This is a genomic window from Bacillus cereus group sp. N6, from assembly GCF_016483705.1.
GTDB classification, from domain to species: Bacteria; Bacillota; Bacilli; order Bacillales; family Bacillaceae_G; genus Bacillus_A; species Bacillus_A wiedmannii.
Genome location: NZ_JAEHBI010000030.1, coordinates 19,061 through 44,716 on the forward strand (window position 1 = coordinate 19,061; position 25,656 = coordinate 44,716).

Below are 25,656 nucleotides of genomic sequence, written 5' to 3' on the forward strand. Positions count from 1 at the left end.
TTACACAAACATGACAGTTATGTAAGGCCGGTAAGTAGAGAAATCAAAATTTAACCTACTGAACAAAAGTACTTTGTTACTATAACATTGGGATATCATGCCATCCATTCATTCTCCTTACAGGAACATTACAATTTTGTAAGGTTAAAAATGTCCCCTACAAAGTTGTGCATGAAATGTCGGATGGAGCTATTTTGTTCCTGCTATTCTATTTAACAAGGAGGTCATCGTATGGATTCACTTAAAAACATGAATGCGGCAATGCAATATATTGAAAACAACTTAACAAACGAAATTGATTTTAAAGAAGTCGCAAAAATAGCTTTCTGCTCCGAATATCATTTTAAAAGAATGTTTTCTTTCCTAGCCGGCATATCACTGTCAGAATATATTCGCTGTAGACGTCTTACTCTTGCTGCTTTTGAACTAAAAGATAGCAATGCAAAAGTCATTGATGTCGCTATCAAATATGGATACAACTCACCCGATTCCTTTACACGTGCCTTTCAAAACTTGCACGGTATAACGCCTTCAGAAGCTCGAAGTACAATTCGTTCTTTGAAAGCTTATTCACCAATGACCTTCCAGTTATCGATTCAAGGAGGAAATGAAATGAATTATCGAATTAAAGAAAAAGAACCATTTCGAATTATTGGTATTACGAAACGAGTACCGATTGTGTTTAATGGTGTAAATGAAGAAATTGCTTCTATGTGGAAGAGTTTAAATCCAGAGTCCATTCAAACGTTAAAGTCCCTTTCAAACATGGAACCGAATGGAATTATTAGTGCTTCTACTAACTTTTCTGAAGGAAGGATGGAGGAAAAGGGAGAACTTGATCACTACATTGGAGTAGCCACAACGAAGGATTGTCCAGCGCAATTCGCGCAACTTGAAGTCACAGCCTCAACGTGGGCTATCTTTGAAGCTGTCGGTCCATTTCCTGAAACATTACAAAATGTATGGGGACGCATTTATTCCGAATGGTTTCCTTCTTCCAACTATGAATTAGCGGTAGGACCGGAAATATTGTGGAATGAACAGAAAGATGTATCTTCTCCAAACTTTAAAAGTGAAATTTGGATACCGATTTTGAAGAAATAAGAAATAAAGCTGCTCTTCCTTAGAAGGAAAAGCAGCTTTTATTTACATTTTTAGTTCTTTTTTATAAGCAACATAAGAATATCCCATCGTTAGTCCTACTGCACCGATAATAATCCCAATTATTAAGAAAGCTTTCCATACTACTGGGGCAAAAATACTTAACATCATAATAATTCCTAATACAACAAACACCTTTCCACTAAAACGGTGTGTCTTCCTCCACACTTCCTCGTTACTTAATGTCCACGGTGTTTTTATACCTACAAAGTAGTTTGGTTTACATTGTGGTAAATAGTTGCCGATGACTATAAATAAAAGACCAACAAGAATATGCGGTGTACTATTCATGGGAATGTCATAACCTAATCCAGCACCAATTCCAATGATACTTACTAAAAATAATAGGACTAATACGCTATAATTCATTACATTATATCCTTTAGAAAATTTCTTATAATTCCCATGCTTCGGATCTATCTTAGGCAATAAAGTCAATAACACATATATAAAAACCATAACTGCAACATCCAAAATCATCATGCCCATTTTTGACATATGTCCATCTACCTCACCAGCAAGATTCCAATGACTCGGAACCTCCTCCGGTAAATGCGGCCACGCGGCACACCATGCAATAATCGTTAAAGCAATTAATAATAACGGAAATATATGCTTCCTCATTTCCCCTCTTCCCCCTTATTCGTAAATGTAAACACCCAAGTCAATAAATCTTGAAATACAGTTGTATTTAAAGAGTACATAACGAATTGCCCTTTTTTTTCATCTTGAATAAGTTCAGCATTTTTAAGTGCGTTTAAGTGGTGTGAAATACTTGGCTTCGTCATATTGAAATGTTCAGCAATCTCACCAGCAGTTAAATCATCTTCTTTCAATAAGTCCAAAATTTTTCGCCTTGTTGGATCTGCTAATGCTTTGAATGCTTGATTCAATGTCTTTCTTCCTTTCACTAATTAGACATTTAGATATTTATCTAAATATTAAATAACTTCCAATTAATTGTCAATTATACATAAGCCCTTTTTACTTTTCTCACTTTTAACCTATACTGTTTACTAGCTTATCTTTCAACATAATGAAAAGACTTGAAACACATGATACACTATAGCTACAATTGTTTTTTTAGGAGGAGTATACATATGTATAAAATTTTAATCGTTGAAGACGATCCAAATATTTCATCATTACTACAATCTCACATTCAAAAATACGGCTATGAAGCTGTTGTTGCGGAGAACTTCGATGATATTATGGAATCGTTTAACGCAGTGAAACCACACCTTGTTTTACTTGATGTAAACTTACCGAAATTCGATGGATTCTACTGGTGCCGTCAAATTCGTCATGAATCTACTTGTCCTATTATTTTCATTTCAGCTCGTGCTGGTGAGATGGAACAAATTATGGCGATTGAAAGCGGTGCAGATGATTATATTACAAAACCGTTCCACTATGACGTTGTAATGGCGAAAATTAAAGGTCAATTACGCCGTATTTACGGTGATTATGCACCAAACATTTCTGAACGTATCGTTGAAGTAGAAGGACTAAAATTATTCCCAGAACGCCCAGAAATTCATTTCGGTGCTGAGCAAGTTCTTTTAACGAAGAAAGAGGCAATTTTAGCAGAAATGTTATTATCTAAATTCCCTCGCACAGCGAGCCGTGAAGATTTACTAGCTGCCCTATGGGATGACGAAAGCTTCGTTGAGGAAAATACATTAAACGTAAACATTACGCGTCTTCGTAAAAAGTTCAATGAGCTTGGTATTGAAAATGCTATTGAAACAGTACGTGGACTTGGGTATCGTTTTAACGCAACTTGGAGTGAATAAGCATGAAGCTATTTTTACGGGATCATTTTGCATTTTTTCTACTATATGTATTAAACTTCGGCATCATTTTCGTTCTTTATGATGCAGTAGATGGATTTCAAAATAATAAATTTTACTTCGTCGTTTTAAGTTTATATTTATTCATTTGTTTCCTCGCTTATCGTTACGTCCGCAATCGTAGAATGTACCATAGATTAAGTGAGCAACCAGAGAAAATGGAAGATGCGTTTATTGAAAGAGCAACTGCTCCGATGCCTCACGGTGTAAATGAACTCGTGCGCACGCAGTATCGTCTATTCCAAAAAGAACTACAATCGTATGAAGTAAAACAACAAGAACATCAATTATTCATTAACCACTGGGTGCATCAAATGAAGACACCTGTTTCTGTTATGCAGCTTATGGTGCTCGAAATGGAAGATGAACATTTGATTCCGAAATTCAAAAAAGAATTAGAACGATTAAATCAAGGGCTCGATATGGCTTTATATATGGCAAGGTTAAATAACTTCCATGAAGATTTCCATGTTGAGACGATTTCATTAAAAGATGCGGTAACAAAAAATATTAACGGATTAAAAGAACTATTCATTCGAAACGGGGTCTTCCCTGTTTTAGAAGTTCATTCCGATTTAAAAGTTGCTTCTGATGCGAAATGGCTAAAGTTCATCATTTATCAGTTAATGACAAATGCAGTTCGTTACTCTGGTGAGCGCGGAAAGAAAGTATTCCTATCTGCTTACCGAAACGGAAAAGATATTATTTTAGAAGTTCGCGATGAAGGTGTTGGTATTCCGCAAGAAGATATTCGAAGAGTATTTGAACCGTTTTACACTGGGAAAAATGGTCGTGCATTCGGAGAATCTACTGGTATGGGACTTTATATTGTAAGTAAAATTTGTGATTATTTAGGTCACTCTGTCAAACTAGATTCTGAAGTTGGTAAAGGAACGACGATTAAAATCATCTTCCACAACGCTGCAAATAATCAAGCAGAAACTACGGAGAAGGTGACCGAAGCATGATCGGAACATATGCTAGCAAAATGTATGAGAACTTACTCTCATACATTTTTTGCAATAAAACTACATATTTGCCTTCTAGCGAGAGGTACATATTATGACATTTTGGCAATTTGCATTTAAAAATGTAACGCGCAACTCGAGAGCTTATTTTGCTTACTTTGTAAGTAGTTCCTTTTCCATTGCTGTTTTCTTTTCGTTTGCTGTTTACTTATTCCATCCGAAATTACAAAACGTTAGCATGACCGCTGAAATTTCAGGATTAATGATATTTTCAGAAGTTGTAATTGTATTTTTCTCTTTCTTCTTTTTACTATATTCCATTGGTACGTTTTTAAAAGTTCGAAAAAAACAATTTGGAGTTTTGACCGTTTTAGGAATATCGAGAAAGCAATTACATCGTCTTGTTTTTATGGAAAATATGTTAATCGGTATTTTATCTATCTTTTTCGGTATGCAGTTTGGACTTGTATTTTCACAATTTTTCTTATTAGTGACAGCAAAAATTACGCATGTACCAGGCATATATTTATACTTGCCTATTAACGCGTTTATTTTAACGACTATCGTTTTCCTTAGTCTTTTTATCATTGTATCTACATTCACACCAATGCTTATCCGTACAAAACAAACGGTACAACTTTTAAAAACAAATGGCGGAAAACAAAAAGAAAAAAAACCATCCATACTTATTTCTTTATTTGGTGCGATTTGTTTATTAGGTGGTTATGCTTTAGCTGGAAATCCTAAATATTTCGTATCAGTAAGCCCGCAAATAGGTGTTATATATATGGTTTCGAGTATTTTCGTTATCCCAATGCTTGTTACAATCGGGACATATTTTTTCTTTTCACAAATTAGTTTCTTACTCATTTATATTTTAAAGAAAAGAAGAAAGTTTTATATGAAGCGGGTGAATATGCTTTGGATTTCTGATTTAGCAAACCGTATTCGAACGAATATTAATATGCTTTTTATTGTAGCGATGCTCTCTACAATTGCTTTCACAATGATTACGTTCCTATATGGATCTGGGAAGTTTATTAAACTAGAGGTTAATAGAATTTCTCCTTTCCCAATTTCTTATTTTTCTTATGATGCAAATCCTTTTGTTACTGAGCATTTAAATTGGCTTGAACAACAGTTACAAAAAGAGCATTTTCCTTATGAGAAAATCAAAACTGATATATATGAAACACCACTAAGAGAAGATAAAGATGTAGCTATTTATAATGACGTATACGCAATTAAGCAAAGTGACTATAACAAACTTGCTGCTTCTTTACGAATGAAACAACTATTTATGGATGATAACGAAGCATACGTGTTAACGGGGACCTCTTATATCACTATATTTAATGAATTTGAGCAAAGCTACAAAAGAGATTACATTACACTCTCTAGTACAAATACGAAATTAAAAGTAAAAGGCTATGAGCATGTTAATGCAATTCCATCTGGCTTTTCATATCAAACGATAGTTTTACCTGATATTCTCGTAAATAACTTACCCAACACGGTAAAACATATATCAGCATACAATTACAAAATTCAAAACTGGGAACAGACATATAAAATTGCGGATGATTTTATAGAAAAGGTGCAAAAAGATCGAAATAATTCCCAGTATGAAGGGCCTCTTATTCGATCCTTTGAATCAGCAGGAACGTTATATAAAATAACGTCTGGTAGTGCCGCATTCTTCCTAATCGGAACATTTTTAGGAGTTATTTTCTTCATTGGAGCTGGTAGCGTTCTTTACTTTAGAATGTATACAGATTTGACGAATGAACAAGAGAAGTATATAACAATCTCTAAGATCGGTGTGACAGATAAAGAGATGAAACGATCTGCAACCATTCAGCTTAGTATTTTATTTTTCGTTCCTTACATTATGGCATCCATTCATACAATGTTTGCAACGAAAATGCTACAAGATGTAATTGATCTATCTTTGTTCAAAGAAGTTGCAGCCGTTCTTATTATTTTTGGAGTCGTTGAAATTGTATTTTTCTTATTCATTCGTTCACTTTACATGCAAAAATTATCACAATATACGAATGGACAAATTATTTAAGACAAACGTGATGAAAGGAGTATCTTTCATACTCTTTTTATCTTCACTTTATTAGGAGGTTCAGGTGAATGACATTTTGGCAGTTTGCATTCAAAAACGTAACCCGGAACGCCAGAGCTTATTTCGCCTATTTTGTAAGTAGTGCGTTTTCCATTGCAATTTTTTTCTCGTTTGCGGTTTATTTATTTCATCCTAAATTGCATATGACAGGCGTGAATGCTGCTCTGAACATATTAATGACAATTTCAGAAGTTGTCATTGTATTCTTTTCTTTTTTCTTTTTACTATATTCAATCGGTACTTTCTTAAAAGTACGAAAAAAACAATTTGGGATTTTAACAGTACTTGGTATATCTCAAAAACAATTAAAAAGACTTGTATTTCTAGAAAACATGTTAATTGGTGTTCTTTCCATATTTTTCGGCATTCAACTTGGACTTGTCTTTTCACAGTTCTTTCTACTAGTTACCGCCAAAATTACACATGTACCTGGTTTATATTTATATTGGCCAACGAGTGCTATTATTTTAACTATGATCATCTTTCTTGGACTCTTCATTCTCGTTTCATCTTTTACGCCGATGCTCATTCGGACGAGAAAGGCTGTACGTCTTTTAAAAGAAGGAACAAAGCAAAAAGAAAGAAAAGCATCCGTGCTCATCTCTCTATTTGGTGCGACATGTTTAATATCTGGATACGTACTAGCAGCAAATCCGCTATATTTCATATCGCTTGGCGACGTAATTGGAATTTTGTACGCCGTCACCAGTATATTTGTCATTCCTTCACTCGTTGCGGCTGGAACATATTTTTTCTTTTCACAAATTAGTTTTTTACTCATTCGTATATTAAAAACGAGAAGAAAATTTTATATGAAACGTATTAATATGCTTTGGATTTCTGATTTAGCAGCTCGCATTCGGACAAATATTAACATGCTCTTTATTGTAGCGATGCTATCAACACTCGCTTTCACTATGATTACGTTCTTATACGGTTTTGGGAAATTTACAAAGTTTGATGCAGTAAGAGAAAATCCTTTTCCTTTTACATATTTATCACATACTGAAAACACGTTAGCGGATGAACATTTAAATTGGTTAAAACAAAAGTTCAATGAAGAACAATTTACTTATAAACAATTTAAAACGGATATATATGAAGTATCTTCGGCGGAAGAAACACCGCAGCTCTATTATGCAATTAAACAAAGTGACTATAATATACTTGCTAAAGCATTAAACTGGGAAAATCTCCACGTGAAGAATAATGAATCTTATATCCTTATTAAAGATTTAGATAATCAAGTTTTTGAAACACTTCATGATCAAAAAACGAGAAATGCTCTTACTTTAAATCAAAATTCTTTGCAGTTACACATAAAAGAATATAAAAGTTATAACCCATTCCCAAATAGGTTAATATCACAATTACTCGTATTATCTGATGAAAATGTAGAGGCATTATCATCAGCTTCAAAACAGATGAGTGTATATAGCTTTAAAGTTAACGATTGGGAAAAAGCTAATAACATCGGTTCGGCATTTGTAGAAAAGATTGATAACGACGAAATAAAAATTCAAGCAGAGCACCCACCTTTCCATGCAAGTGAAGCAAGTGATTCTCTATACACAACTAAACTCAATGTCGCTTCCTTCTTCTTAATTGGTACTTTCTTAGGTGTTATTTTCTTTATCGGTGCTGGCAGTGTTCTTTACTTCCGGATGTATACAGATTTAACAAGTGAGCAAGAAAAGTATGTGACGATTACAAAAATCGGTTTAACAGAAGCCGAGATGAAACGATCTGCTACAATTCAACTTGCGATTCTGTTCTTTGTTCCATACATTATGGCATCGATCCATACGATGTTTGCGACAAAGATGCTACAAGAAGTTTTACATCTCTCGTTCTTCGCTGAGATTACAGTCGTACTGATGATTTTTGGAACAGTTGAAGTGATATTTTTCCTTTTAATTCGTTCCTTCTATATGCAAAAATTATCACAACATATTAAGTTTTAACGAATAGAAAGGTGATTACTATGGAAGAAGTTTTACACATAAAAAACGTATCAAAAGTGTATGAAGGAAAAGTCCCTCATACTGCTTTAAAAAATATAAATTTACATGTAGATAAAGGTGAATTTGTCGCTATCATGGGACCATCTGGTAGTGGTAAATCTACATTTTTAAACGTTATCTCTACAATTGATTCACCCACTTCTGGTGATGTCGTTATTAACGGAAAAAAGCCGCACACATTTCGTAGAGAGAAGTTAGCTATTTTCCGCCGACAAGAGTTAGGATTTGTTTTCCAAAACTTTAACCTACTAGATACACTAACGATCGGTGAAAATATCGTACTACCTTTAACATTAGATAATGTTCCATTAAAAGAAATGGACGAAAAGCTTGATAACATTTCAAAAAAGCTTGGCATTGATCATATTTTAGACAAGCGTATTTTTGAAGTTTCTGGCGGACAAGCGCAGCGTACCGCAGTAGCACGTGCTGTTATTCATCATCCGTCACTTCTACTTGCCGATGAACCAACAGGAAACTTAGATTCGAAAGCTGCAATCGATGTAATGGAGTTATTTACGAAGTTAAATAAAGAAGAAGATGCAACAATTTTAATGGTTACGCACGATCCATTTGCAGCAAGTTATTGTAACCGTGTCATTTTCATTAAAGATGGCGAGCTTTACAACGAACTACACCGCGGGCTATATCGCGAGAAGTTTTATCAAGAAATATTAGATGTTTTAGCATTATTAGGAGGAAGACGTGGATGACATTTTGGCAATTTGCATTTAAAAATGTCTCACGTAATTCTAAAGCATATTTCGCTTATTTTGTAAGTAGTGCTTTTTCTATCATGGTTTTCTTTTCATTTACTGTATACGCGTATCACCCGCGCTTACAAAATGTACAAAGCTTTCAAGAACGTGATCCTCTAATGAACTTAGCAAGTACAGCACAGCTTGTTATCGTTATGTTCTCGTTCTTCTTTCTCTTATATTCAATTGGAACATTTTTAAATGTACGGAAGCAGCAATTCGGGATACTCACGATTCTCGGTATCTCACAGAGACAATTAAAAAGACTTTTATTTACTGAAAACATGATCATCGGGATATTGTCTATCTTTATCGGCATTCAAGGTGGCCTTGTATTTTCTAACTTTTTCTTATTAGTCACTTCGAAATTAACAAGTGCGAAAGGTCTCTATTTATATTGGCCAACAGAAGCGATAATCGTGACAACCGTAACGTTTATCATTTTATTTTTAATCGTTTCTACGTTTACACCGATGTTTATTCGTACGCGTAAAACAGTCCATCTTATTAAAGGGAACAAGAAAGTGACAGCCGAAAAAAGGCCGTCTATACTCATTTCGATATTTGCTTTAACTTGTTTAGGGTTATGTTATTATATTGCTGGTTATCCACAAGGCTACGTAACCGAAAAAAATGTGCAAAACGGATCTGTCTTCTTTATTATATTATCTATTTTGCCACTCGTAGTAATCGGAACATATTTTTTCTTTTCACAAACATTTCTTCTTTTTATCTATATTTTAAAGAAGCGTAGAAAGTTTTATTTGAAACAAATAAACATGTTATGGATTTCAGATTTAGTTGCTCGTACCCGTAGTAATATTAATGTACTCTTTATCGTTTCTATGCTATCTGCGCTTGCATTTACGATTATTATCGGACTATTTGCTGCGAATAATAATACAAAAGCGTCGATACTAGAGCGATATCCTATTCCCTTCACATACAAATTAGAAGGGGATCATTCCCTTGAACGAAAGCACGTTAATACTATTGAATCCGAACTTTCCAATGCTCATTTTCAATATAAAAAATATAAATTTACGCTTTTAAAAGATACTGCTTCAAAAGAAGAGATTGCAATTATGAAAATGAGTGATTATAACGAAATTGCTAAACAGTTAAAGAGACCTACAATCACCCTTGATTCAAAAGAAGTTTACATTATTTCTGGCTATTCACCAGAGCTATTAAACCTTGTATCAAATCCATTTGTAAAACAAAATACAATTACGCTTGAATCCAATAAAAAGGAGTTTTATATAAAGGGATTTATTAACAAAGGAATAGCACCACCATTTGCATTAGCAAATTTAGTTATTATGCAAGATTATGCAATCGATACTATGATTCCTCATATTGAAACCATTACAGTTTATAACTACTTCGTGGATAATTGGGAAAATGCAATTATTCCAACAAAAAATATATTAAAAAGTATTAGTAATGACACCGAAAAATATTATGAGGCACATAAAGACGATAAGCATGCATCTCCCGTTCCTTTTAATATTTATACCGCTACTGATGAGTTACTCCATAATAAAGAAAATGCAGTTGCTCAATTCTTTATTTGGGCATTTCTTGGCTTTATCTTCTTTATCGGTGCGGCTAGCGTTTTATACTTCCGTATGTATAACGACTTAACGAATGAAAAACAAAAATACATTACGATTACAAAACTAGGCTTAACTGAATCAGAAATGTTTCGCTCTGCAACGATTCAGTTAGGAATTTTATTTTTCGTTCCTTATATCGTTGCTGGTGTTCACACATTATTTGCGGTTAAATTTTTACAAAGCATGTTTTCTTTCTCATTACTAAAAGAGTTATTAATTATACTCACCTTTTTCGGGATTATCGAGATCATTTTCTTCTTCTTAATCCGTTCTCTGTACATTAATAAATTATCACAGCATATTAAAGTATGAATAAAATAGCCTTGTGCAGTATGCACAAGGCTATTTTCAATAGTTTTTAATTAGCAGCAATATCCACCATAGCCGCCGCCATAACCGCCGTAACCACCATAACCACAACCGCCGCCTCCGCCGAAGCAGCTAGCACCGATGATGATTAATAAAATAAACAATACGATTAGAAGCGCAAAACCGCCTCCGCAACCATGGTGTCTGCGGTTACAATCATCATGTCTGTGTTCACACTTTTCGCTCATTACTCTATTCCTCCTTTAGTATCATTCATAACAAGTTCACCTTGCTCTAAATGAGGGGATTCCATTTATAGTATGTTTTCAGGGCGAATAGGAAGCTTGGCTTACTTAAAAACGGGCTTGTTTCAGAAAATGAGCCTCATTAAAAAATGAATTAGCCTTATCAAGATGTAGGTATAAAAACATTTGACATACTAATAATTTCTTACTAATATTTAATTGAATGATCAATCAATTTTTTAATTATACATTCAAATTATATAAATCAGGAGTTGAATAGCATGACTGATTCTTTTATTGCAGAGGCTAGACGTGAACAAATTATTCTTGCATGTATCGATACATTAGAAGAGGTTGGATATAACAACTTAAGCTTAACGAAGGTAGCAAAAAAAGCTAAGATTAGCACTGGACTTATTTCTTATCATTTTAACGATAAGCTTTATCTTATGAATCGAACATTACAATTTTTAGTTGAGAAACAACATGAATTTATTAGCAATCGAGTACTATTAGCCCAATCTGAAATAAACAAACTAGAGGCTTTTATTGAAGCACATTTGGCTTATCAAGAAACTCATTACAAAAATAATATTGCCTTAATTGAGATTGTCTTTAATGCAAGAAATGAAGAGAATGTTCCTTATTACAGAATCGAAGACGACGACGAAGATGATGCTCTTAGAACGATGTTATTAGATATTTTGAAGACTGGTCAACAAAATGGAGTGTTTTCTAACTCTTTCCGAATTGACACATTGGCTTCATTTATTTTAGGAGCAATCGAAGAAAGAATGCTAAAGGCGAATTCATCGATATCTATAGAAAATTACTCAGATGAGCTCATAAAAATGGTGAAGAAACTCACTATTTAAATGCCCTGATTTTGAAAAAATATATATTAAGAAAGGATGAACTACAAATGAAAAAGGTATCTGTCATTGGATTAGGTTTTTTAGAAAAATTACTTGCTATAGTAAGTCCAATCCTTTTAGGCGTTATTGGATATTTTTCACCTAAATTAATAGAGATTATAAAAAAGATTCCTCTTTTTTCTGACTCGAAAATTATAGAACTTTTAAATTCTATTAACCCTTTTTGGCTTCCAATTATCCTCATGTTAATTGGCACTATTGCAGGGATTTTATTTTCTTTAATTATTTATAGTGACGCTTTAAAAATGAACATTACTTCGGAAAGCATTCACGTGAATAAGGACGATCACAAGAAACAAATCACCAGGTCAAATGTAAAAGCCGTTTTTGTAGATAAGCGTCAAGTGATTATCATTGATCAAGAAGACCGAGAATGGTTACGTGAAACATCTGACATTAACCCAAGCAAAATTAAAGATACTTTCGTAATGCACGGCTTCCCCTGGGTGGAACAAGATCCTTATAAACATGAGTATAGCTTATGGAAATTAGAGGATGAGCGATTTAATAAAAGCATAAATACTATTTTGTATGAAAGACGAAATGCTCTTCGAGAAGGAAACTCGAAAAAAAAGAAGCATTTACGCAAAGATTTGAATGAGCTAGGAGTCTTTGTCAAAGACGATGGAGAAGATCAGTATGTACGTTCCATTAAGTAGTAGAAAGCACAAAAAACGAATAAAACCTACAGAGAAATTACATTTCCTCTGTAGGTTTTATTCGTTTAAATCTGATCTCCTCTCCTAAATAAACATATTCAATAAAAGTGCAAAGCCAAATGCAATAAATGATAACAATGTCTCGAGTACTGTCCACGTTTTAAACGTTTCCTTCACCGTCAAACCTAAATACTCTTTTACAAGCCAGAACCCTGCATCATTTACGTGAGAAAACATTAATGATCCCGCGCCCGTTGCAATAACGAGCAATTCTAAATTTACACCAGACATGTGCTGAATAACTGGTGAAACAATTCCTGCTGCTGTCGTTAATGCTACTGTCGCTGAACCTGTTGCAATTCGAATTAATCCAGCTACCATAAAAGCTAATACAATTGGCGATAACGATATATGCTCTGCCATTTGCGCAATCGCTGTTCCAACGCCGCTTTCAATTAATATTTGTTTAAACCCACCGCCTGCACCGATAATTAAAATAATGGAACCGACCGGTAATAAACTTTCATCCGTTAATTTTTTAATCACCTTTTTATTAATACCTTGTCTTATTCCAAGTAAATAAAATGCTGCGAAACATGAAATAAGTAAAGCAATTACTGGGCTCCCTATAAATACGAAAAATTCAGTTATCTTTTTCGGTAATGAAATATATGGTGCAACTACTGATAAAATCATCAATACAACTGGTAATAAAATAATAAAAAATGAAACTTTACGACTTGGTAAATCTGTTGATACAGTCGTAACTCGAACAAGCTCTGGTTCATTTTCAGGTATAACCCTTTTATATACCCACTTTGCAAATATCGGTCCTGCGATAATGGCTGTTGGTAACGCGATAATTAATGAATATAAAAGTACCTTTCCTAAGTTCGCGTTATAAATACCGATTGCTGTCATCGCCCCTGGATGTGGTGGCACTAGCCCATGCACAATAGATAATCCAGCAATAACAGGTAACGCAATTAATAATATATTTTGCTTCGTCGTTTTTCGAATAGAAATAACAAGTGGTAATAAAATGACGATCCCCACTTCAAAAAACACTGGAATCCCTATAACAAATCCTGCAAATAACATAGCCCAAGGTAGTTTCTTTACACCGAAAAATCGGATAAAGAAGTCTGCCACTTGCATGCCGGCCCCTGAATCAGACATCATTTTTCCTAAAATTGTTCCGAGAGCTAAAATACCAACTAGATGTCCTAGTACACTACCGACACCAGTTTCATAGGCAGTCACTATTTTCGTCAAATTCAATCCAGACATGATAGCTAAAAATAAACTCGCAACTGTTAAACTAATAAATGCATGCCATTTCCACCATGATACCCCTAAAATAACAATCGCGATTGCAAATAACGTGACGATTAATAAGTATATATCCATCTCTCATTCCCCTTACTTTTATCCCGTATTTGCAGGCAATAAACACCTAATTGGTGCGGGATGAATCTAATGAAACACTTTATAAAAAAAGAGGGCGAATACCCTCCTTTTATACGTCATAATTCACTACATAATGCTGCATTTCTGTGTTGTAGTAGCCTTCGCTATATTCAATTACTTCGCCAACTTCATCGTAAGAATAGCGCATACGTTTTAATAACGCTGTCCCCTCTTTTTCACCTAACGCTTCTGCAACAAAACTAGGCGCAAGTCCAACAGCGAATTCATCTCTGAAGTTTTCTAAATGTATACCTCGGTCTTCAACTAAATCGTAAAGCGATTGCAAGTCAAAGTCCGATAAATCTGTACTTGCCATGTGTGCTGAGAAATAGTGCGTATAATGAATGTACGGTGCATCATTTAACGTATATAAACGTTCGATACGAAAACTTTCCTTACCGAATAATCGAAATGGCACTGTTCCTTCTTCATTATGAACGATTTCTGCTTTTAGCAGTTTCTTTTGTACTTTATATCCTTCTTCCACTAACACTTCTGTAAATTTCTTACCCTTTGACAACTTTGTCGCAGAAGTATTACGGATCACTTTCGTTCCTTTACCGCTTTTCTTTTCCAAATATCCTTCTTGAGCAAGTTCTTTAATCGCATTACGCACTGTAATTTTGCTCACTTTGAACTCTTCTTCTAACTGCGGTTCAGAAGGAATATTCGTATGAATCGCATATACACCATGCAATATTCGATCACGAATAATATTTTTTATTTGTAAATATAATGGTCCTTTTTTCCTCGTTACGTTCACCGTTACACCCACTACCTTTCTACATCACCTACTGATGCCGTCATTGCCCGAAGTATATCCTTCTCTGATGACATTGGCGTATCACCGACGATTGTATGTGCAAGCATTCCAGCTGCTGACGCAAATGAAACAGCTTTCTCTGGTGCAAACTCTTCTATCTCGCCATGAATAATCCCGCTCGTATAAGCATCTCCAGCACCTATTCTATCATATACAGAAAACGTAAGTGTTTTTGCAAAAGTGAACGCACCATCTTTACATATAAACCCGCGAAGCGAGTGTGTATTATCGCTATTAATAGAGCGATGTGTACCAGCAATTGTAGCGATATGATATGTTTCAGCAACCTTTGGAATAAGATCAACAAGTTGCGCCTCTCGCTCTGTCTCCTCTGTTTTCATTCCAAGAACGAACATTGCATCTTTTTCGTTCATCATAACGATATCAGCAAGAGCTAGCATTTCTTCGTAATGTGGTTTCGCCTGCTCATACCCGTCTTCTCCCCAAAGAGATGGACGATAGTTGCAATCAAAAACAACAGTACCTCCGTTTTCTTTAACTGCTTTCGCTAAAGATTTCATATGATGGCGCACCGTATCATTCATCGCAAGTGTAATTCCGCAAAAATGAACGATATCAATTTCCTTTGCGATTTCTTCAAATTGGTACATGTCTTCACATGCCGTATTGAAGCTACTTTCTAATCGATTTGAATATGTAACGCGGCTTGCACGTGCTCCAAATCCATTTTCTAAAAAGTACATGCCGACATATTTACCGCCTCTTGAAATAAACGGTGCCCGAATGCCTAACTTTTGAATGTGCGATACCGCAGCATCTCCAACCGAATTTTCCGGTAAAGTTGAAATAAAAAAGCCTTCATGCCCGAGATGAGAAAGTGCTGCTGCAACGTTCACACCTGTACCAGAAAATGAGTAATTTAATGTGTTAGCTTGTGACAACAATTCATATCCTGGTACTTGCAGGCGCATCATTACTTCGCCAAATGCTGCAATTTTCTTACGCATATTGATCAACTAGCTTCTTCACTACCGCTAATAACTCACGCACATCTTCTGTTTTCGTATTACCAGTTTCTTTATCAATAATAGAAGAGTACACGTGCGGAATAACTTGCTCTACATTTACCTCTAATGCGATACGTAAAATTGTTTCAAAGTTTTCTTTATCAATTCCGCCTGTTGGCTCTAATGCAAAGCCTTCTTCCGCACATGCTTTCGCAACTGCGCGATATTCTTCTTCATGAGCTAAACCTTTCATTGGGAAGTATTTCAATGAATTTCCGCCCATATCACGTACAAGTGCAATTGCTGTTTTAATTGGAACGATTGCTTTTTCTTCCCCAGCTGCACTAATTGGACCAGTAGAAATGTTTACGTAACCTACTTTTCCTGTTGGTGATACTAAACTATTAATCCAGCTATCTTTTCCGCCAAGATTTGCACGTGTCGCTCCAACTGAAGGGAACACTTGGTTAACATGGCTACCAGGATAATGCTTCGCAATTTCAGCTACAACTGCTGCTTGGCGATTATCTCCTGCGCCTAATCCGATCGATACAGCGTCATCAATTTCTTTTCCGTATGCTTTCATCGCTGTAACTGCTTCTTCTACTGTTGGATAATCTTTTGATAACACTCCAACAACTACATAACCTTCTGCTGCCTCAAAAATGTCTTTCGCATTTTCGATATTGTTCGCTAATACATTTAATGCTACGCGGCCTTTATAAAAACGTTTTTGAATGTTTGTCATTTTAGTTTCCCCCTACAATTTCTCTCATTTTTTCTTCAATTACATGTATGTCATCACCTTGAAGTGGACGTGGATCAATATCAAAGAATCCTTGTCTTACTCCGTAATCACGTGTATAAATTGCGATTTCCCCTTCGCGTAATGCTGTTACAACGTCTTTTGCTGATTTATTTAACTCATTCTCGTTAATATGAATACGTGCTCTAAAGATTGCTCTTCCTGCTTCATCTTGAACGATCGTTACATTTACACCGTTTAATTCTTTTAGCGGCATAAGTACTTGTAATAACTCTTTTTCTTGCTCACTCTTATCTTCTTTTACTCCGTACTCATCAAGTGCTTGAAGTAAACCGAAAGTTGTTTCTTTCCCAACTTTCATACTTCTTCCGATGCAATGTAATTGCACTTTCAGCCACTCGATATATTTTCGTTTCCCGCCGACAATACCAGAAGTTGGTCCTTCAATTGCCTTTGAACCGCTATAAATGGCAAGGTCTGAATACTTCACATATTTTTGAATATCTTCTTCAGCTGCCGCATCGACGATAAGTGGTACGTTATTTCGCTGCGCAACTTCCCATGCTTCTTCAACAGAAATCATATTTTTTTGCACGGCATGATGGGATTTCACATATAGAATTGCTGCTGTATTTTCACCAATCGCATCTTCAATATGCTCTGCTTTCCCTTCATTTGCGTAACCCACTTCAACAAGCTTACCGCCGCCTAAATAAATCATCGTTTCAACAGGAGCACCGTATTGAACGTTATGACCTTTTAACATAATCACTTCGTTTTTCGCGATGACCTCTTGATGAAGTCTTTCACTTTTACGGCGATTTCCTTCTGTCACGATACCAGCGATAGAAAGTGCAATTCCGCTCGATGCTGAATTCACAACGACCGCTGCCTCTGAATCTAGAATTCTCGCAATATGGTCTCCTGCTTTATCTACTAAATCAGCAATTTCCACATAATTTTGTCCACCATGTTTCATCGCATCCATAACTGTATCTGTAGGAGCGGATACACCTAAAATACTCATTCTACCGCTCGCATTAATTACTCTTTTTAATCCGTACTTAGCATTCAATGAATGACCCATTAATTACAACCCCTTTCGTATCAATTCTTCTTTCAGCAATGCGCTGATCCCCTTCTGAATCAATTAACGTAATCGGTTCATCTTTCACCGTAAATAAAGTTAAATTTGCAATATCGCCTTCTTGAATACGGCCAAGCTCTGGTTTTTTCAGCCACTCTGCCGCATTTTTCGTCACCGCATTTATTACTTCTTCTAGCGGATACCCTAAGTAAAGGAATTTCGAAAGAACGTGAGCCATACTATACACTGGACCGTGTATACGATTCTTCCGGTAAATGTCTGTACTAATTGTATTAAAAGCAATATCGTGACGCTTCGCCGCTTCTGCTACTTTAAAAGAAAAACTAGCATTACCATGCCCAACATCTAAATGCACACCGCGATTCACTGCATCTAGTAACACAGGTAGCGGTTTGCCTTCTTCATCAAATAAATTATTTTCTTTCCCGTTTAAGTAATGTGTAATGACATCATCTTTTTCTAAAAGAGGTACAACTTCCTCAATGCGAGGAGGTGCTGAACCGATATGTACCATAATCGGTAATGATGTTTCACGAGATAAAGAGCGTGCAACATGAAGCGGTTCAATTCCACTATCACAAACGACACTTTTACTCATTCTCGCCTTTAACCCAACGATTACATCTTTATACTTTTCTACTGCTTCTATTACTTTCTCTTTATCTATCCATCCCATGTTGGATAATTCATCAATTCGTTTCAAACCGATGCGAGAAATATTTAAAAAGGCAAATAAATTCGTTTTCGCCTGCTCTCTACTTTTTACTAAATCTGCAATACGATCAGCTCCGCAGCTACCCGCATCAACAATTGTCGTTACCCCTTGCTTAACGCCAATTTCATCCACCTCATCGCCATACGGATCAAACTCTGGAAAAGCATGAACGTGTAAATCAATCCAGCCACTCGATACGTAAGTACCTGAGTAATCAAGAACCTTTCCACCCTCGCCAGCACCAGCTTTCGTCACCTGTGCGATTTTATTATTTTCAATTACAATGTCAATCTCTTCCCCGTTCACACGTTTCACATTACGTAGTACGAATCGTTCTGTCATTGTACTTCCACCCTTTTCTATAAGAAGCCATAAGAATACGCTTACATTAAAATTTCATTTTATATGTCTTTCACACGTTTAGCGTAACACAAAAAAAGGGAGAAGTAAATATAACGTTATAATGTTTAAAAGTAAATAAAAAGATGCTACTCAAAATGCTAATAGTACAGGAAATTATATCAACGATTCGACAAGGAATATCGATTTACCGACAAAAAACGTCGATCCCTTTCTTATATAAGAAAAGGCTGCTCCAAAACGGAACAACCTCTTTTTCTATTCCTGCACCGTCACAATAACCCCATCCATATTATTCCCCGAAATTTCATACTGCTTATTCGCTGGAACATTCACGTTCCTGTTCCCAGACACTTTATGATAAGAAACCGTATATTTCTTACCTTCCACATCGGTTGTGATTTCTTTTTTCTCTTTTAAGAAGTCCAAATATTCCTCTAATGTAATTTTCTCCTTTTGCATAATGGCACTATGCGGTAAGCCTACATAACGTATGTGCCACGGCTCATATTGAATGCCTGTAATATGACTTTTATTTTTTGGATAACGTAACACAAAGCCATGCTTCCATACGTTATCTTCAATCCACTTTCCTTCAGGGGCTCTCTCCATTTTCTTTTGCGTAGATCCAATGTCGAGTGATAATCCTAAATTATGTTCACTATATCCTGCTGGAAGTGCATAATCAGATCCCATTTCTTTATACAATTTACTTTGCTCTTTAAAACCTCGATATCCGCTACTCATTAAGAAATGCTGTACGCCATCTTTTCCAGCTGCATCGACAACGTTTAAAAACTTTTTTACAACATCCTTAGATAAACGAAGATTTCTATCAAATATGACGTAACCTCTTACTAATTCACTACTATGATTTACATTTATAATATCAGACCTAATACTATCTTTTTTAACTGGGTAATCTTTATTAACTAATAATAGGTCCCCTTTATAAATTTCTTCTTTTGTAACTTCTATCTTTTCCGTATTCGCAGCTCTGACCGTATTATCTTTGTCTGCAATTTTAACATCGATCTCTTTTTGAAATAATGGTGATATATAAACGCCTACGCAGATTGTGCATGCTATAAATAGAGAAATAAATACCCACTTTTTCATTTCTAGTTCCTCCTTAACGTAACTTACGTATAGAATAGAAAAAACTATTAAAATAAAAAGTGGGGTAAAGTTTAAATTTTTATTAAATTGCTTCGCTCTCTTCTTTTGGCAATCTCACTTCAAATATCGTTCTAATTACATTACTTTCAGCAGAAATCTTCCCATCATGCTGTTCAACAATATTTTTCGCGATAAATAAACCAAGGCCTGTACTACCTTGTTGCTCTGACCTTGCTTTATCACCTGTATAAAACATATCAAAAAGATACGGTAAATCTTCTTCCGGAATGCTATCTCCGTAATTAATAATTTGTACGACTACCTCTTCACTCTCAATATATCCGTTCACATCGACAAACTTTCCATCATACCCGTAACGAATCGCGTTCGTTAAAAGATTTTCAAATACCCTCGCTAATAATTTTCCATCACCGCTAATAGGTAAATAAGAATCCATGTTCAATCTCGCTTCTAAACCCTTTTTCTCTAATAACGGATACAATTCTTCCTCTAACTGTATAAGCAATTCACTTATATCAATTGGTCTTTTGTCCAGCTGCAACATCCCATAATTCATTCTCGTAATTTCAAATAATTCATCAATTAAACTTTCCAGCCTTTCGGATTTCGTAAAAGCAATTGTGGAAAAATGTTTAATTTGTTCTTTCGTCAAATTCTCATCTTTAAGAATTAAATCTAAATAACCTAAAACAGATGTTAACGGCGTTCTTAAATCGTGAGCTAAATTAACAATGAGCTGGTCTTTACTACTTTCCGCAAAGTCTCCTCGTTCAACCGCTTCCTTTAATTTTTCACTCGCCACATTTATTTCACGTGCGATATATCCAAACTCATCATTAGATGAAACGCGCACTTCATTTGTAAAATCACCGTTTGCCAAATGATGAATTCCGTTTGAAATCTCATCAAAATATTTTAAATACGGCCTAGTAAGGAAGAAGAAAAACATAATGGATAGAGGAATGAAAATAATCAAAAAGAAATTAACATCCCCAATTTGTCTTACCATGGAACGAAATTGAGCTAACGGATCCTCAAAACGAACGACTAATTTATAATAAATCCGTAATCCTTCATAAATGATATACGTTACGCCACCAGCAAATATCATACTTAACGCAAATAGCATAACCATCTTCGAGCGAAAGCTTCTCATCTTTTTAGCCATTGAAAGTATACCCTACTCCCCAAACTGTTTTTATTAACTTATTCTTTCTTTTATCTTCCCCAAGTTTTTTCCGCAACGTACGAATATGTACCATAACCGTATTTCCGCCTTCATAATAATCATCTGCCCATACTTGCTGAAAAATATTTTCCACATTGTACACTTTCTTCGGATGGCTCGCTAATAAATATAAAATATCAAACTCTTTCGGTGTTAATTCAACTTGTTCTCCGTACACATTTACTGTTCTTCGCTCAGGATCGATAACGACTCCACCTACCTCTAAAGCAGATTTATTCTCCGCTACCTTCGGCTGATTTAGTGTAAGAAATCGGCGTAATTGTGCATTTACACGTGCGACTAATTCAATCGGTGTAAATGGTTTCGTCATATAATCATCTGCACCTAATACTAAACCTGTCACCTTATCAAAATCAGACGTTTTCGCACTTAAGAAAATGATTGGCATGTGATGCTTCGCGCGAATTTGGCGCGTCACTTCATAACCATCCATTTTTGGCATCATAATATCTAAAACCACTAAATCGATTGGCTGCGTTTCAATAACATGAATTGCCTCTTCTCCATCAGCTGCTTTCACGACGTGGTAACCTTCTTTTTCTAAATGTATCTCAATTAAATCAGCAATTTCTGCCTCATCATCCGCTATTAAAATTGAAATGTTCTTCATTTTACTCCCCCTTGTATACGCTCGATTGTAAACTAGTCTATCCAATTTGTACAATACGAAAAGGTTACTCACAGGAGTAACCTTTGTAAATGAAATTATATCGACGATTATTGCAATATATCGACTTACCGACAATTAACAACAAAATCCTACCGCTATTTGCGGGCATCCTGATTAAATTCACCGCTCCAAAACTATCCGCTGCTTCGTGATTTCCGCCAGCCTTCCGCGGTCTACTTCACACCCAGCTTCAACACTTTGCGGTACAATCACTTTTCCGCTCTCAAGCATTACTTCCGGTGAAATAATATCCCTCTCCCAATGTCTACTAGAGGCAGATATATCTCCTGGAATCGTAAAGTTCGGTAACGAAGCAAGCGCGACATTTTGCGCTCGTGAAATCCCCATCTCTACCATACCGCCGCACCAAACGGGTATGTTGTGCTCCATACAATAATTATGGATTTGAATAGATTCTGTTAATCCGCCCACTCGCCCTGGTTTAATATTAACGATGCGGCAACTGCCAAGCGTAATCGCAACACGCGCGTCTTCTAAACTATGGATGCTTTCGTCTAAACAAATCGGCGTTTCCATTTTCTTTTGCAGTTGTGCATGATCAAGAAAATCGTAATCCGCTAGCGGTTGTTCAATCATCATCAATTGAAATTCATCTAATCGTTTCAGTTTCTCCGTATCCGCTAATGTATACGCTGAATTTGCATCAGCCATTAACGGGATGCTTGGAAACTCTTTACGAATTTCTTTCAATAACTCGTAGTCGTGCTCTGGCTTTATTTTCACTTTAAAACGCTCATATCCTTCTTCTGCATACTTCTCGATTTGTTTTAACATAACCGGAATTGTATTAATTCCAATCACAACGCCTACTTCAATTTCAGTCCTAGTTCCGCCAAGTAATGTCGCTAATGACTTCTTTTGACGCTTTGCATATAAGTCCCAAACAGCCCCTTCAATTCCGGCCTTTGCCATTCTGTTTCTCTTTATATGCTTGAACAAATTTGGTATTTCATTCGGATGAGAAATTTCCGCCTTTAATAAATCCGGTATTAAAAAATCCGGTAACACATGCAGCGCTGTCTTCACCGTTTCTTCCGTATACCATGGCTCAGAGAATGCAACGACTTCGCCAAATCCAATGTGCCCGTCTGTATCTTCTAATTCAATGACGATACTCTCACGCTTTTCATACGTTCCGTAGCTTGCAGCAAACGGGATTACGAGTGGCATTTCCGTTATATGAAGTGTCGCTTTTTTTATTTCCACTTACATCTCCTCCACTAATTGTCTTAACTCTCGTCTTAACAATTTTTTCGAAGCATTTCGTGGTAATTCCTCTAAGAAATACGCTTTCTTCGGCACTTTATATTTCGCTAATTTCTCCTCGCAAAAATGAAGGATTTCTTCTTCTGTTACCTCTCCACTTTTTACAACAAAAGCAGCGGGTACTTGTCCCCATTTATCGTCAGTCATACCGACAACACCGGCTTCTGCTACCATCGGATGAGAAAGCAACACTTCTTCAATTTGAGCCGGATATATATTCTCTCCGCCAGAAATAATTAAATCACTGCGGCGATCTAATACATATAAAAATCCTTCTTCGTCTAAATAACCGAGGTCACCAGTATGAAGCCATCCGTTTTGAATTGTTTCGCGCGTCGCATCTTCACGGTTAAAATAACCGCCTGTTACGTTTGGTCCTTTTACTACGATCTCGCCTTCTGCAAACGGCGGCACTACTACGCCATCTTTTTCAATACGAAGTTGGCACTGAAATAGTGGTTTCCCGGCTGATCCTACTTTCGTTAACATGTAATCTGCTGATAACGTACAAATTTGCGACGACGTTTCTGTCATACCGTACGTTTGATACACAGGAATTCCTTTTTCTACACATATTTCAAGTAACGGTTTCGGCGCTGGTCCTCCGCCAAGTAACATGCATCGTAAAGAAGATGGATATGTCTCTTCTCCTAGTCTCTCTAATAGATCTGTTAACATTTTAGAAACGACAGAAATAATCGTTACGCCTCTCGTTTGAAGTGCTTTATGAATAAAATCAGCATCATATTTCGGAACAAGTAAAATGCGCATGCCGTACATAATATTTTTCATTAGAAGAGATAACCCACCAACGTGGAACATCGGCATACAAGCTAACCAGCAATCATCATCACGAAGCCCTAAATTAAGCGAAGAGCCAACCGCGCTTGCCCAGTGATTGCCGTACGTTAAAATAACGCCTTTCGGTTTCCCTGTCGTCCCAGACGTATAAATAATTGTCATCGCTTCTTCTAAAAAGAATTCTTCTTGTATAGAGGCTTCCGCCTTCGGTCCATTCATCACTTCGGTGAACGAATATACAGGAACATCTTTAGCCTCAAAATCTTGATCCGTCACTAAACAAACAACTTCAGCATCATCCATTTGCCAAAGTAGCTCTTCTCTTGAAAGACGCGTATTTAAAAGCACAGCTACTGCACCTACGTAAGATAGGGCGTGAATAACTGTAATCATCTCCATACCATTTTTCATCAGAACAGCCACCTTTTGCCCACGCTTCACTCCTACATGCGTGAGGTGTTCACAAACAGATACTACTTTTTCATGCAGCTGCATAAAAGTAACTTTCTCTTCCTCTATTTCAATTGCAGTGCGATCTGGTGTTAAAAATGCACGTTGCTTTAACCAATTTGGCATCGTCTCCATCATACATTCTCCTTTCATGAAAGAAAGAGACTTGATATGACATCAAGTCTCTTAGTTGTTTTGTTTCCGGTTGATCTCATCTAGCTGTGCCTCCTAGCCCCTTCCGTCTAAGAACCTTCCGCACGAGAAAGTAAAAAACACTTTCTGTGCGAAAGAACCTTAGCCTACGAGGCTAAACAGTCGGCTCCGCTTTTGGTTTGATCAAGGGAAACGAGGGAATTGACCGAAGTCCGGACTGCGTTTTTCTTTGAACGCGTCACGACCTTCTTTTGCTTCGTCAGTTGTGTAGTACAATAACGTTGCATCTCCAGCTAGTTGTTGAATACCAGCTAGACCGTCTGTGTCTGCGTTGAATGCAGCTTTTAGGAAACGAAGTGCCATTGGGCTGTTTGCTAAGATTTCTTGTGCCCATTGTACTGTTTCTGCTTCAAGCTCTTCTAATGGTACTACTGTGTTTACTAAGCCCATATCAAGCGCTTCCTGTGCGCTGTATTGACGGCATAGGTACCAAATTTCGCGAGCTTTCTTGTGGCCTACCATACGAGCTAAGTAACCAGCTCCGTATCCACCGTCAAAGCTTCCTACTTTAGGACCTGTTTGTCCGAATACAGCGTTGTCTGCAGCGATTGTTAAGTCACATACGATATGAAGTACGTGTCCACCACCGATTGCATAACCTGCTACCATTGCGATAACTGGTTTAGGAATTGCGCGAATTAGACGTTGTAAGTCTAATACGTTTAAACGAGGGATTTGGTCGTCACCTACATATCCACCATGACCGCGAACTTTTTGGTCGCCGCCAGAACAGAATGCACGTCCACCTTCACCTGTTAAAATGATAACGCCAACATTTGCATCATCACGAGCGTGTGCAAAAGCGTTGATTAACTCCATTACCGTTTTAGGACGGAATGCGTTATGTACTTCAGGACGGTTAATCGAAATCTTTGCGATACCATTGTATGTTGAATAAATAATATCTTCGTAATTGCCTTCTTTTACCCATTCAATAGCCATTACAACTACCTCCTTGTATATTTCTGATC

24 protein-coding genes are annotated in these 25,656 nt (G+C 36.3%); 9 read left to right on the forward strand and 15 right to left on the reverse strand.

What is annotated here, in order from left to right; genetic code table 11:
* Window positions 1-231: 231 nt before the first annotated feature.
* Window positions 232-1,104 carry an AraC family transcriptional regulator gene (locus JDS99_RS19665; protein WP_199695564.1) on the forward strand — a complete coding sequence of 291 codons (873 nt, stop codon included), beginning with the start codon at window positions 232-234 and terminating at the stop codon, window positions 1,102-1,104.
* Window positions 1,105-1,146: 42 nt separating this feature from the next.
* Here the strand turns inward: JDS99_RS19665 and JDS99_RS19670 are convergent, their stop codons facing one another.
* Window positions 1,147-1,785 (reverse strand): SdpI family protein, encoded by a 639-nt coding sequence (locus JDS99_RS19670; RefSeq protein WP_088064668.1) that lies wholly within the window; start codon window positions 1,783-1,785, stop codon window positions 1,147-1,149.
* Window positions 1,782-2,054, reverse strand: a complete 273-nt coding sequence (locus tag JDS99_RS19675; protein WP_088064669.1) for an autorepressor SdpR family transcription factor — start codon at window positions 2,052-2,054, stop codon at window positions 1,782-1,784. The genes JDS99_RS19670 and JDS99_RS19675 overlap by 4 nt, the downstream gene beginning before the upstream one ends.
* 207 nt (window positions 2,055-2,261) lie before the next feature.
* Here JDS99_RS19675 and JDS99_RS19680 point away from each other — a divergent pair, with 207 nt between their 5' ends.
* The 6 genes from JDS99_RS19680 (at window position 2,262) to JDS99_RS19705 (ending at window position 10,829) form a co-directional block, all read left to right on the forward strand.
* Window positions 2,262-2,957: a response regulator transcription factor gene (locus JDS99_RS19680; RefSeq protein WP_000276736.1), complete on the forward strand. Its 696-nt coding sequence runs from the start codon at window positions 2,262-2,264 to the stop codon at window positions 2,955-2,957.
* A 2-nt stretch (window positions 2,958-2,959) separates the two neighbouring features.
* A complete protein-coding gene (locus JDS99_RS19685) occupies window positions 2,960-3,982 on the forward strand; it encodes a sensor histidine kinase (protein ID WP_000765339.1) in 1,023 nt (340 codons plus the stop codon).
* Window positions 3,983-4,076: 94 nt separating this feature from the next.
* Window positions 4,077-6,056, forward strand: a complete 1,980-nt coding sequence (locus JDS99_RS19690; protein ID WP_199695565.1) for an FtsX-like permease family protein — start codon at window positions 4,077-4,079, stop codon at window positions 6,054-6,056.
* A gap of 68 nt (window positions 6,057-6,124) precedes the next feature.
* Complete coding sequence (locus JDS99_RS19695; RefSeq protein WP_199695566.1) at window positions 6,125-8,080, forward strand: ABC transporter permease; 1,956 nt, start codon at window positions 6,125-6,127, stop codon at window positions 8,078-8,080.
* Between the two features lie 20 nt (window positions 8,081-8,100).
* Entirely contained in the window at window positions 8,101-8,853 is a 753-nt protein-coding gene (locus JDS99_RS19700; protein WP_000393250.1) for an ABC transporter ATP-binding protein, read from the forward strand.
* Window positions 8,850-10,829, forward strand: a complete 1,980-nt coding sequence (locus JDS99_RS19705; RefSeq protein ID WP_097889143.1) for an FtsX-like permease family protein — start codon at window positions 8,850-8,852, stop codon at window positions 10,827-10,829. Before JDS99_RS19700 ends, JDS99_RS19705 begins: the two co-directional genes overlap by 4 nt.
* A gap of 50 nt (window positions 10,830-10,879) precedes the next feature.
* Here the strand turns inward: JDS99_RS19705 and JDS99_RS19710 are convergent, their stop codons facing one another.
* Entirely contained in the window at window positions 10,880-11,074 is a 195-nt protein-coding gene (locus JDS99_RS19710; protein WP_029440268.1) for a YjcZ family sporulation protein, read from the reverse strand.
* A 278-nt stretch (window positions 11,075-11,352) separates the two neighbouring features.
* On the opposite strand from JDS99_RS19710, the gene JDS99_RS19715 reads away from it, so the two are divergent.
* Together JDS99_RS19715 and JDS99_RS19720 are read left to right on the forward strand one after the other, a co-directional pair.
* Window positions 11,353-11,946 (forward strand): TetR/AcrR family transcriptional regulator, encoded by a 594-nt coding sequence (locus JDS99_RS19715; RefSeq protein ID WP_199695567.1) that lies wholly within the window; start codon window positions 11,353-11,355, stop codon window positions 11,944-11,946.
* A 47-nt stretch (window positions 11,947-11,993) separates the two neighbouring features.
* Window positions 11,994-12,665 carry a YqeB family protein gene (locus JDS99_RS19720; protein WP_097953561.1) on the forward strand — a complete coding sequence of 224 codons (672 nt, stop codon included), beginning with the start codon at window positions 11,994-11,996 and terminating at the stop codon, window positions 12,663-12,665.
* 84 nt (window positions 12,666-12,749) lie between these two features.
* On the opposite strand, the gene gntP is transcribed toward JDS99_RS19720, so the two are convergent.
* The 12 genes from gntP to menB all read right to left on the reverse strand — a co-directional run bounded on the left by gntP (window position 12,750) and on the right by menB (window position 25,627).
* Window positions 12,750-14,075: a gluconate permease GntP gene (gene gntP, locus JDS99_RS19725; protein ID WP_199695568.1), complete on the reverse strand. Its 1,326-nt coding sequence runs from the start codon at window positions 14,073-14,075 to the stop codon at window positions 12,750-12,752.
* A 109-nt stretch (window positions 14,076-14,184) separates the two neighbouring features.
* Window positions 14,185-14,910 (reverse strand): GntR family transcriptional regulator, encoded by a 726-nt coding sequence (locus JDS99_RS19730; RefSeq protein ID WP_000539264.1) that lies wholly within the window; start codon window positions 14,908-14,910, stop codon window positions 14,185-14,187.
* Window positions 14,910-15,926, reverse strand: coding sequence for a sugar kinase (locus tag JDS99_RS19735; RefSeq protein ID WP_199695569.1), 1,017 nt, complete (start codon window positions 15,924-15,926; stop codon window positions 14,910-14,912). Before JDS99_RS19735 ends, JDS99_RS19730 begins: the two co-directional genes overlap by 1 nt.
* Window positions 15,919-16,674, reverse strand: a complete 756-nt coding sequence (dagF, locus tag JDS99_RS19740) for a 2-dehydro-3-deoxy-phosphogluconate aldolase (RefSeq protein ID WP_199695570.1) — start codon at window positions 16,672-16,674, stop codon at window positions 15,919-15,921. Before dagF ends, JDS99_RS19735 begins: the two co-directional genes overlap by 8 nt.
* A 1-nt stretch (window position 16,675) precedes the next feature.
* Window positions 16,676-17,779: a DgaE family pyridoxal phosphate-dependent ammonia lyase gene (locus JDS99_RS19745; RefSeq protein WP_016077169.1), complete on the reverse strand. Its 1,104-nt coding sequence runs from the start codon at window positions 17,777-17,779 to the stop codon at window positions 16,676-16,678.
* Window positions 17,757-18,857: an amidohydrolase/deacetylase family metallohydrolase gene (locus JDS99_RS19750; RefSeq protein WP_097908151.1), complete on the reverse strand. Its 1,101-nt coding sequence runs from the start codon at window positions 18,855-18,857 to the stop codon at window positions 17,757-17,759. The genes JDS99_RS19745 and JDS99_RS19750 overlap by 23 nt, the downstream gene beginning before the upstream one ends.
* A gap of 276 nt (window positions 18,858-19,133) precedes the next feature.
* The gene (locus JDS99_RS19755; protein ID WP_199695571.1) at window positions 19,134-19,994 is read right to left on the reverse strand and encodes a M15 family metallopeptidase; all 861 of its coding nucleotides are present in this window, start codon (window positions 19,992-19,994) and stop codon (window positions 19,134-19,136) included.
* An 82-nt stretch (window positions 19,995-20,076) separates the two neighbouring features.
* Window positions 20,077-21,183 carry a HAMP domain-containing sensor histidine kinase gene (locus tag JDS99_RS19760; RefSeq protein ID WP_088609428.1) on the reverse strand — a complete coding sequence of 369 codons (1,107 nt, stop codon included), beginning with the start codon at window positions 21,181-21,183 and terminating at the stop codon, window positions 20,077-20,079.
* Window positions 21,176-21,874 (reverse strand): response regulator transcription factor, encoded by a 699-nt coding sequence (locus tag JDS99_RS19765; RefSeq protein ID WP_097908149.1) that lies wholly within the window; start codon window positions 21,872-21,874, stop codon window positions 21,176-21,178. The genes JDS99_RS19760 and JDS99_RS19765 overlap by 8 nt, the downstream gene beginning before the upstream one ends.
* Before the next feature lie 180 nt (window positions 21,875-22,054).
* Complete coding sequence (gene menC, locus JDS99_RS19770; protein WP_199695572.1) at window positions 22,055-23,161, reverse strand: o-succinylbenzoate synthase; 1,107 nt, start codon at window positions 23,159-23,161, stop codon at window positions 22,055-22,057.
* The gene (locus JDS99_RS19775; protein ID WP_199695582.1) at window positions 23,162-24,607 is read right to left on the reverse strand and encodes an o-succinylbenzoate--CoA ligase; all 1,446 of its coding nucleotides are present in this window, start codon (window positions 24,605-24,607) and stop codon (window positions 23,162-23,164) included.
* A 201-nt stretch (window positions 24,608-24,808) separates the two neighbouring features.
* The gene (gene menB, locus JDS99_RS19780) at window positions 24,809-25,627 is read right to left on the reverse strand and encodes a 1,4-dihydroxy-2-naphthoyl-CoA synthase (RefSeq protein WP_000963888.1); all 819 of its coding nucleotides are present in this window, start codon (window positions 25,625-25,627) and stop codon (window positions 24,809-24,811) included.
* Window positions 25,628-25,656: the final 29 nt, after the last annotated feature.

Bases quoted from the DNA above. Each gene is read 5' to 3' on its own strand.
- JDS99_RS19665 (WP_199695564.1), top strand. From the start codon at position 232: ATGGATTCACTTAAAAACATGAATGCGGCAATGCAATATATTGAAAAC.
- JDS99_RS19670 (WP_088064668.1), bottom strand. From the start codon at position 1,785: ATGAGGAAGCATATATTTCCGTTATTATTAATTGCTTTAACGATTATT.
- JDS99_RS19680 (WP_000276736.1), top strand. From the start codon at position 2,262: ATGTATAAAATTTTAATCGTTGAAGACGATCCAAATATTTCATCATTA.
- JDS99_RS19685 (WP_000765339.1), top strand. From the start codon at position 2,960: ATGAAGCTATTTTTACGGGATCATTTTGCATTTTTTCTACTATATGTA.
- JDS99_RS19690 (WP_199695565.1), top strand. From the start codon at position 4,077: ATGACATTTTGGCAATTTGCATTTAAAAATGTAACGCGCAACTCGAGA.
- JDS99_RS19695 (WP_199695566.1), top strand. From the start codon at position 6,125: ATGACATTTTGGCAGTTTGCATTCAAAAACGTAACCCGGAACGCCAGA.
- JDS99_RS19700 (WP_000393250.1), top strand. From the start codon at position 8,101: ATGGAAGAAGTTTTACACATAAAAAACGTATCAAAAGTGTATGAAGGA.
- JDS99_RS19705 (WP_097889143.1), top strand. From the start codon at position 8,850: ATGACATTTTGGCAATTTGCATTTAAAAATGTCTCACGTAATTCTAAA.
- JDS99_RS19710 (WP_029440268.1), bottom strand. From the start codon at position 11,074: ATGAGCGAAAAGTGTGAACACAGACATGATGATTGTAACCGCAGACAC.
- JDS99_RS19715 (WP_199695567.1), top strand. From the start codon at position 11,353: ATGACTGATTCTTTTATTGCAGAGGCTAGACGTGAACAAATTATTCTT.
- JDS99_RS19720 (WP_097953561.1), top strand. From the start codon at position 11,994: ATGAAAAAGGTATCTGTCATTGGATTAGGTTTTTTAGAAAAATTACTT.
- gntP (WP_199695568.1), bottom strand. From the start codon at position 14,075: ATGGATATATACTTATTAATCGTCACGTTATTTGCAATCGCGATTGTT.
- JDS99_RS19735 (WP_199695569.1), bottom strand. From the start codon at position 15,926: ATGCGTAAGAAAATTGCAGCATTTGGCGAAGTAATGATGCGCCTGCAA.
- dagF (WP_199695570.1), bottom strand. From the start codon at position 16,674: ATGACAAACATTCAAAAACGTTTTTATAAAGGCCGCGTAGCATTAAAT.
- JDS99_RS19745 (WP_016077169.1), bottom strand. From the start codon at position 17,779: ATGGGTCATTCATTGAATGCTAAGTACGGATTAAAAAGAGTAATTAAT.
- JDS99_RS19750 (WP_097908151.1), bottom strand. From the start codon at position 18,857: ATGACAGAACGATTCGTACTACGTAATGTGAAACGTGTGAACGGGGAA.
- JDS99_RS19755 (WP_199695571.1), bottom strand. From the start codon at position 19,994: ATGAAAAAGTGGGTATTTATTTCTCTATTTATAGCATGCACAATCTGC.
- JDS99_RS19760 (WP_088609428.1), bottom strand. From the start codon at position 21,183: ATGGCTAAAAAGATGAGAAGCTTTCGCTCGAAGATGGTTATGCTATTT.
- JDS99_RS19765 (WP_097908149.1), bottom strand. From the start codon at position 21,874: ATGAAGAACATTTCAATTTTAATAGCGGATGATGAGGCAGAAATTGCT.
- JDS99_RS19775 (WP_199695582.1), bottom strand. From the start codon at position 24,607: ATGGAGACGATGCCAAATTGGTTAAAGCAACGTGCATTTTTAACACCA.
- menB (WP_000963888.1), bottom strand. From the start codon at position 25,627: ATGGCTATTGAATGGGTAAAAGAAGGCAATTACGAAGATATTATTTAT.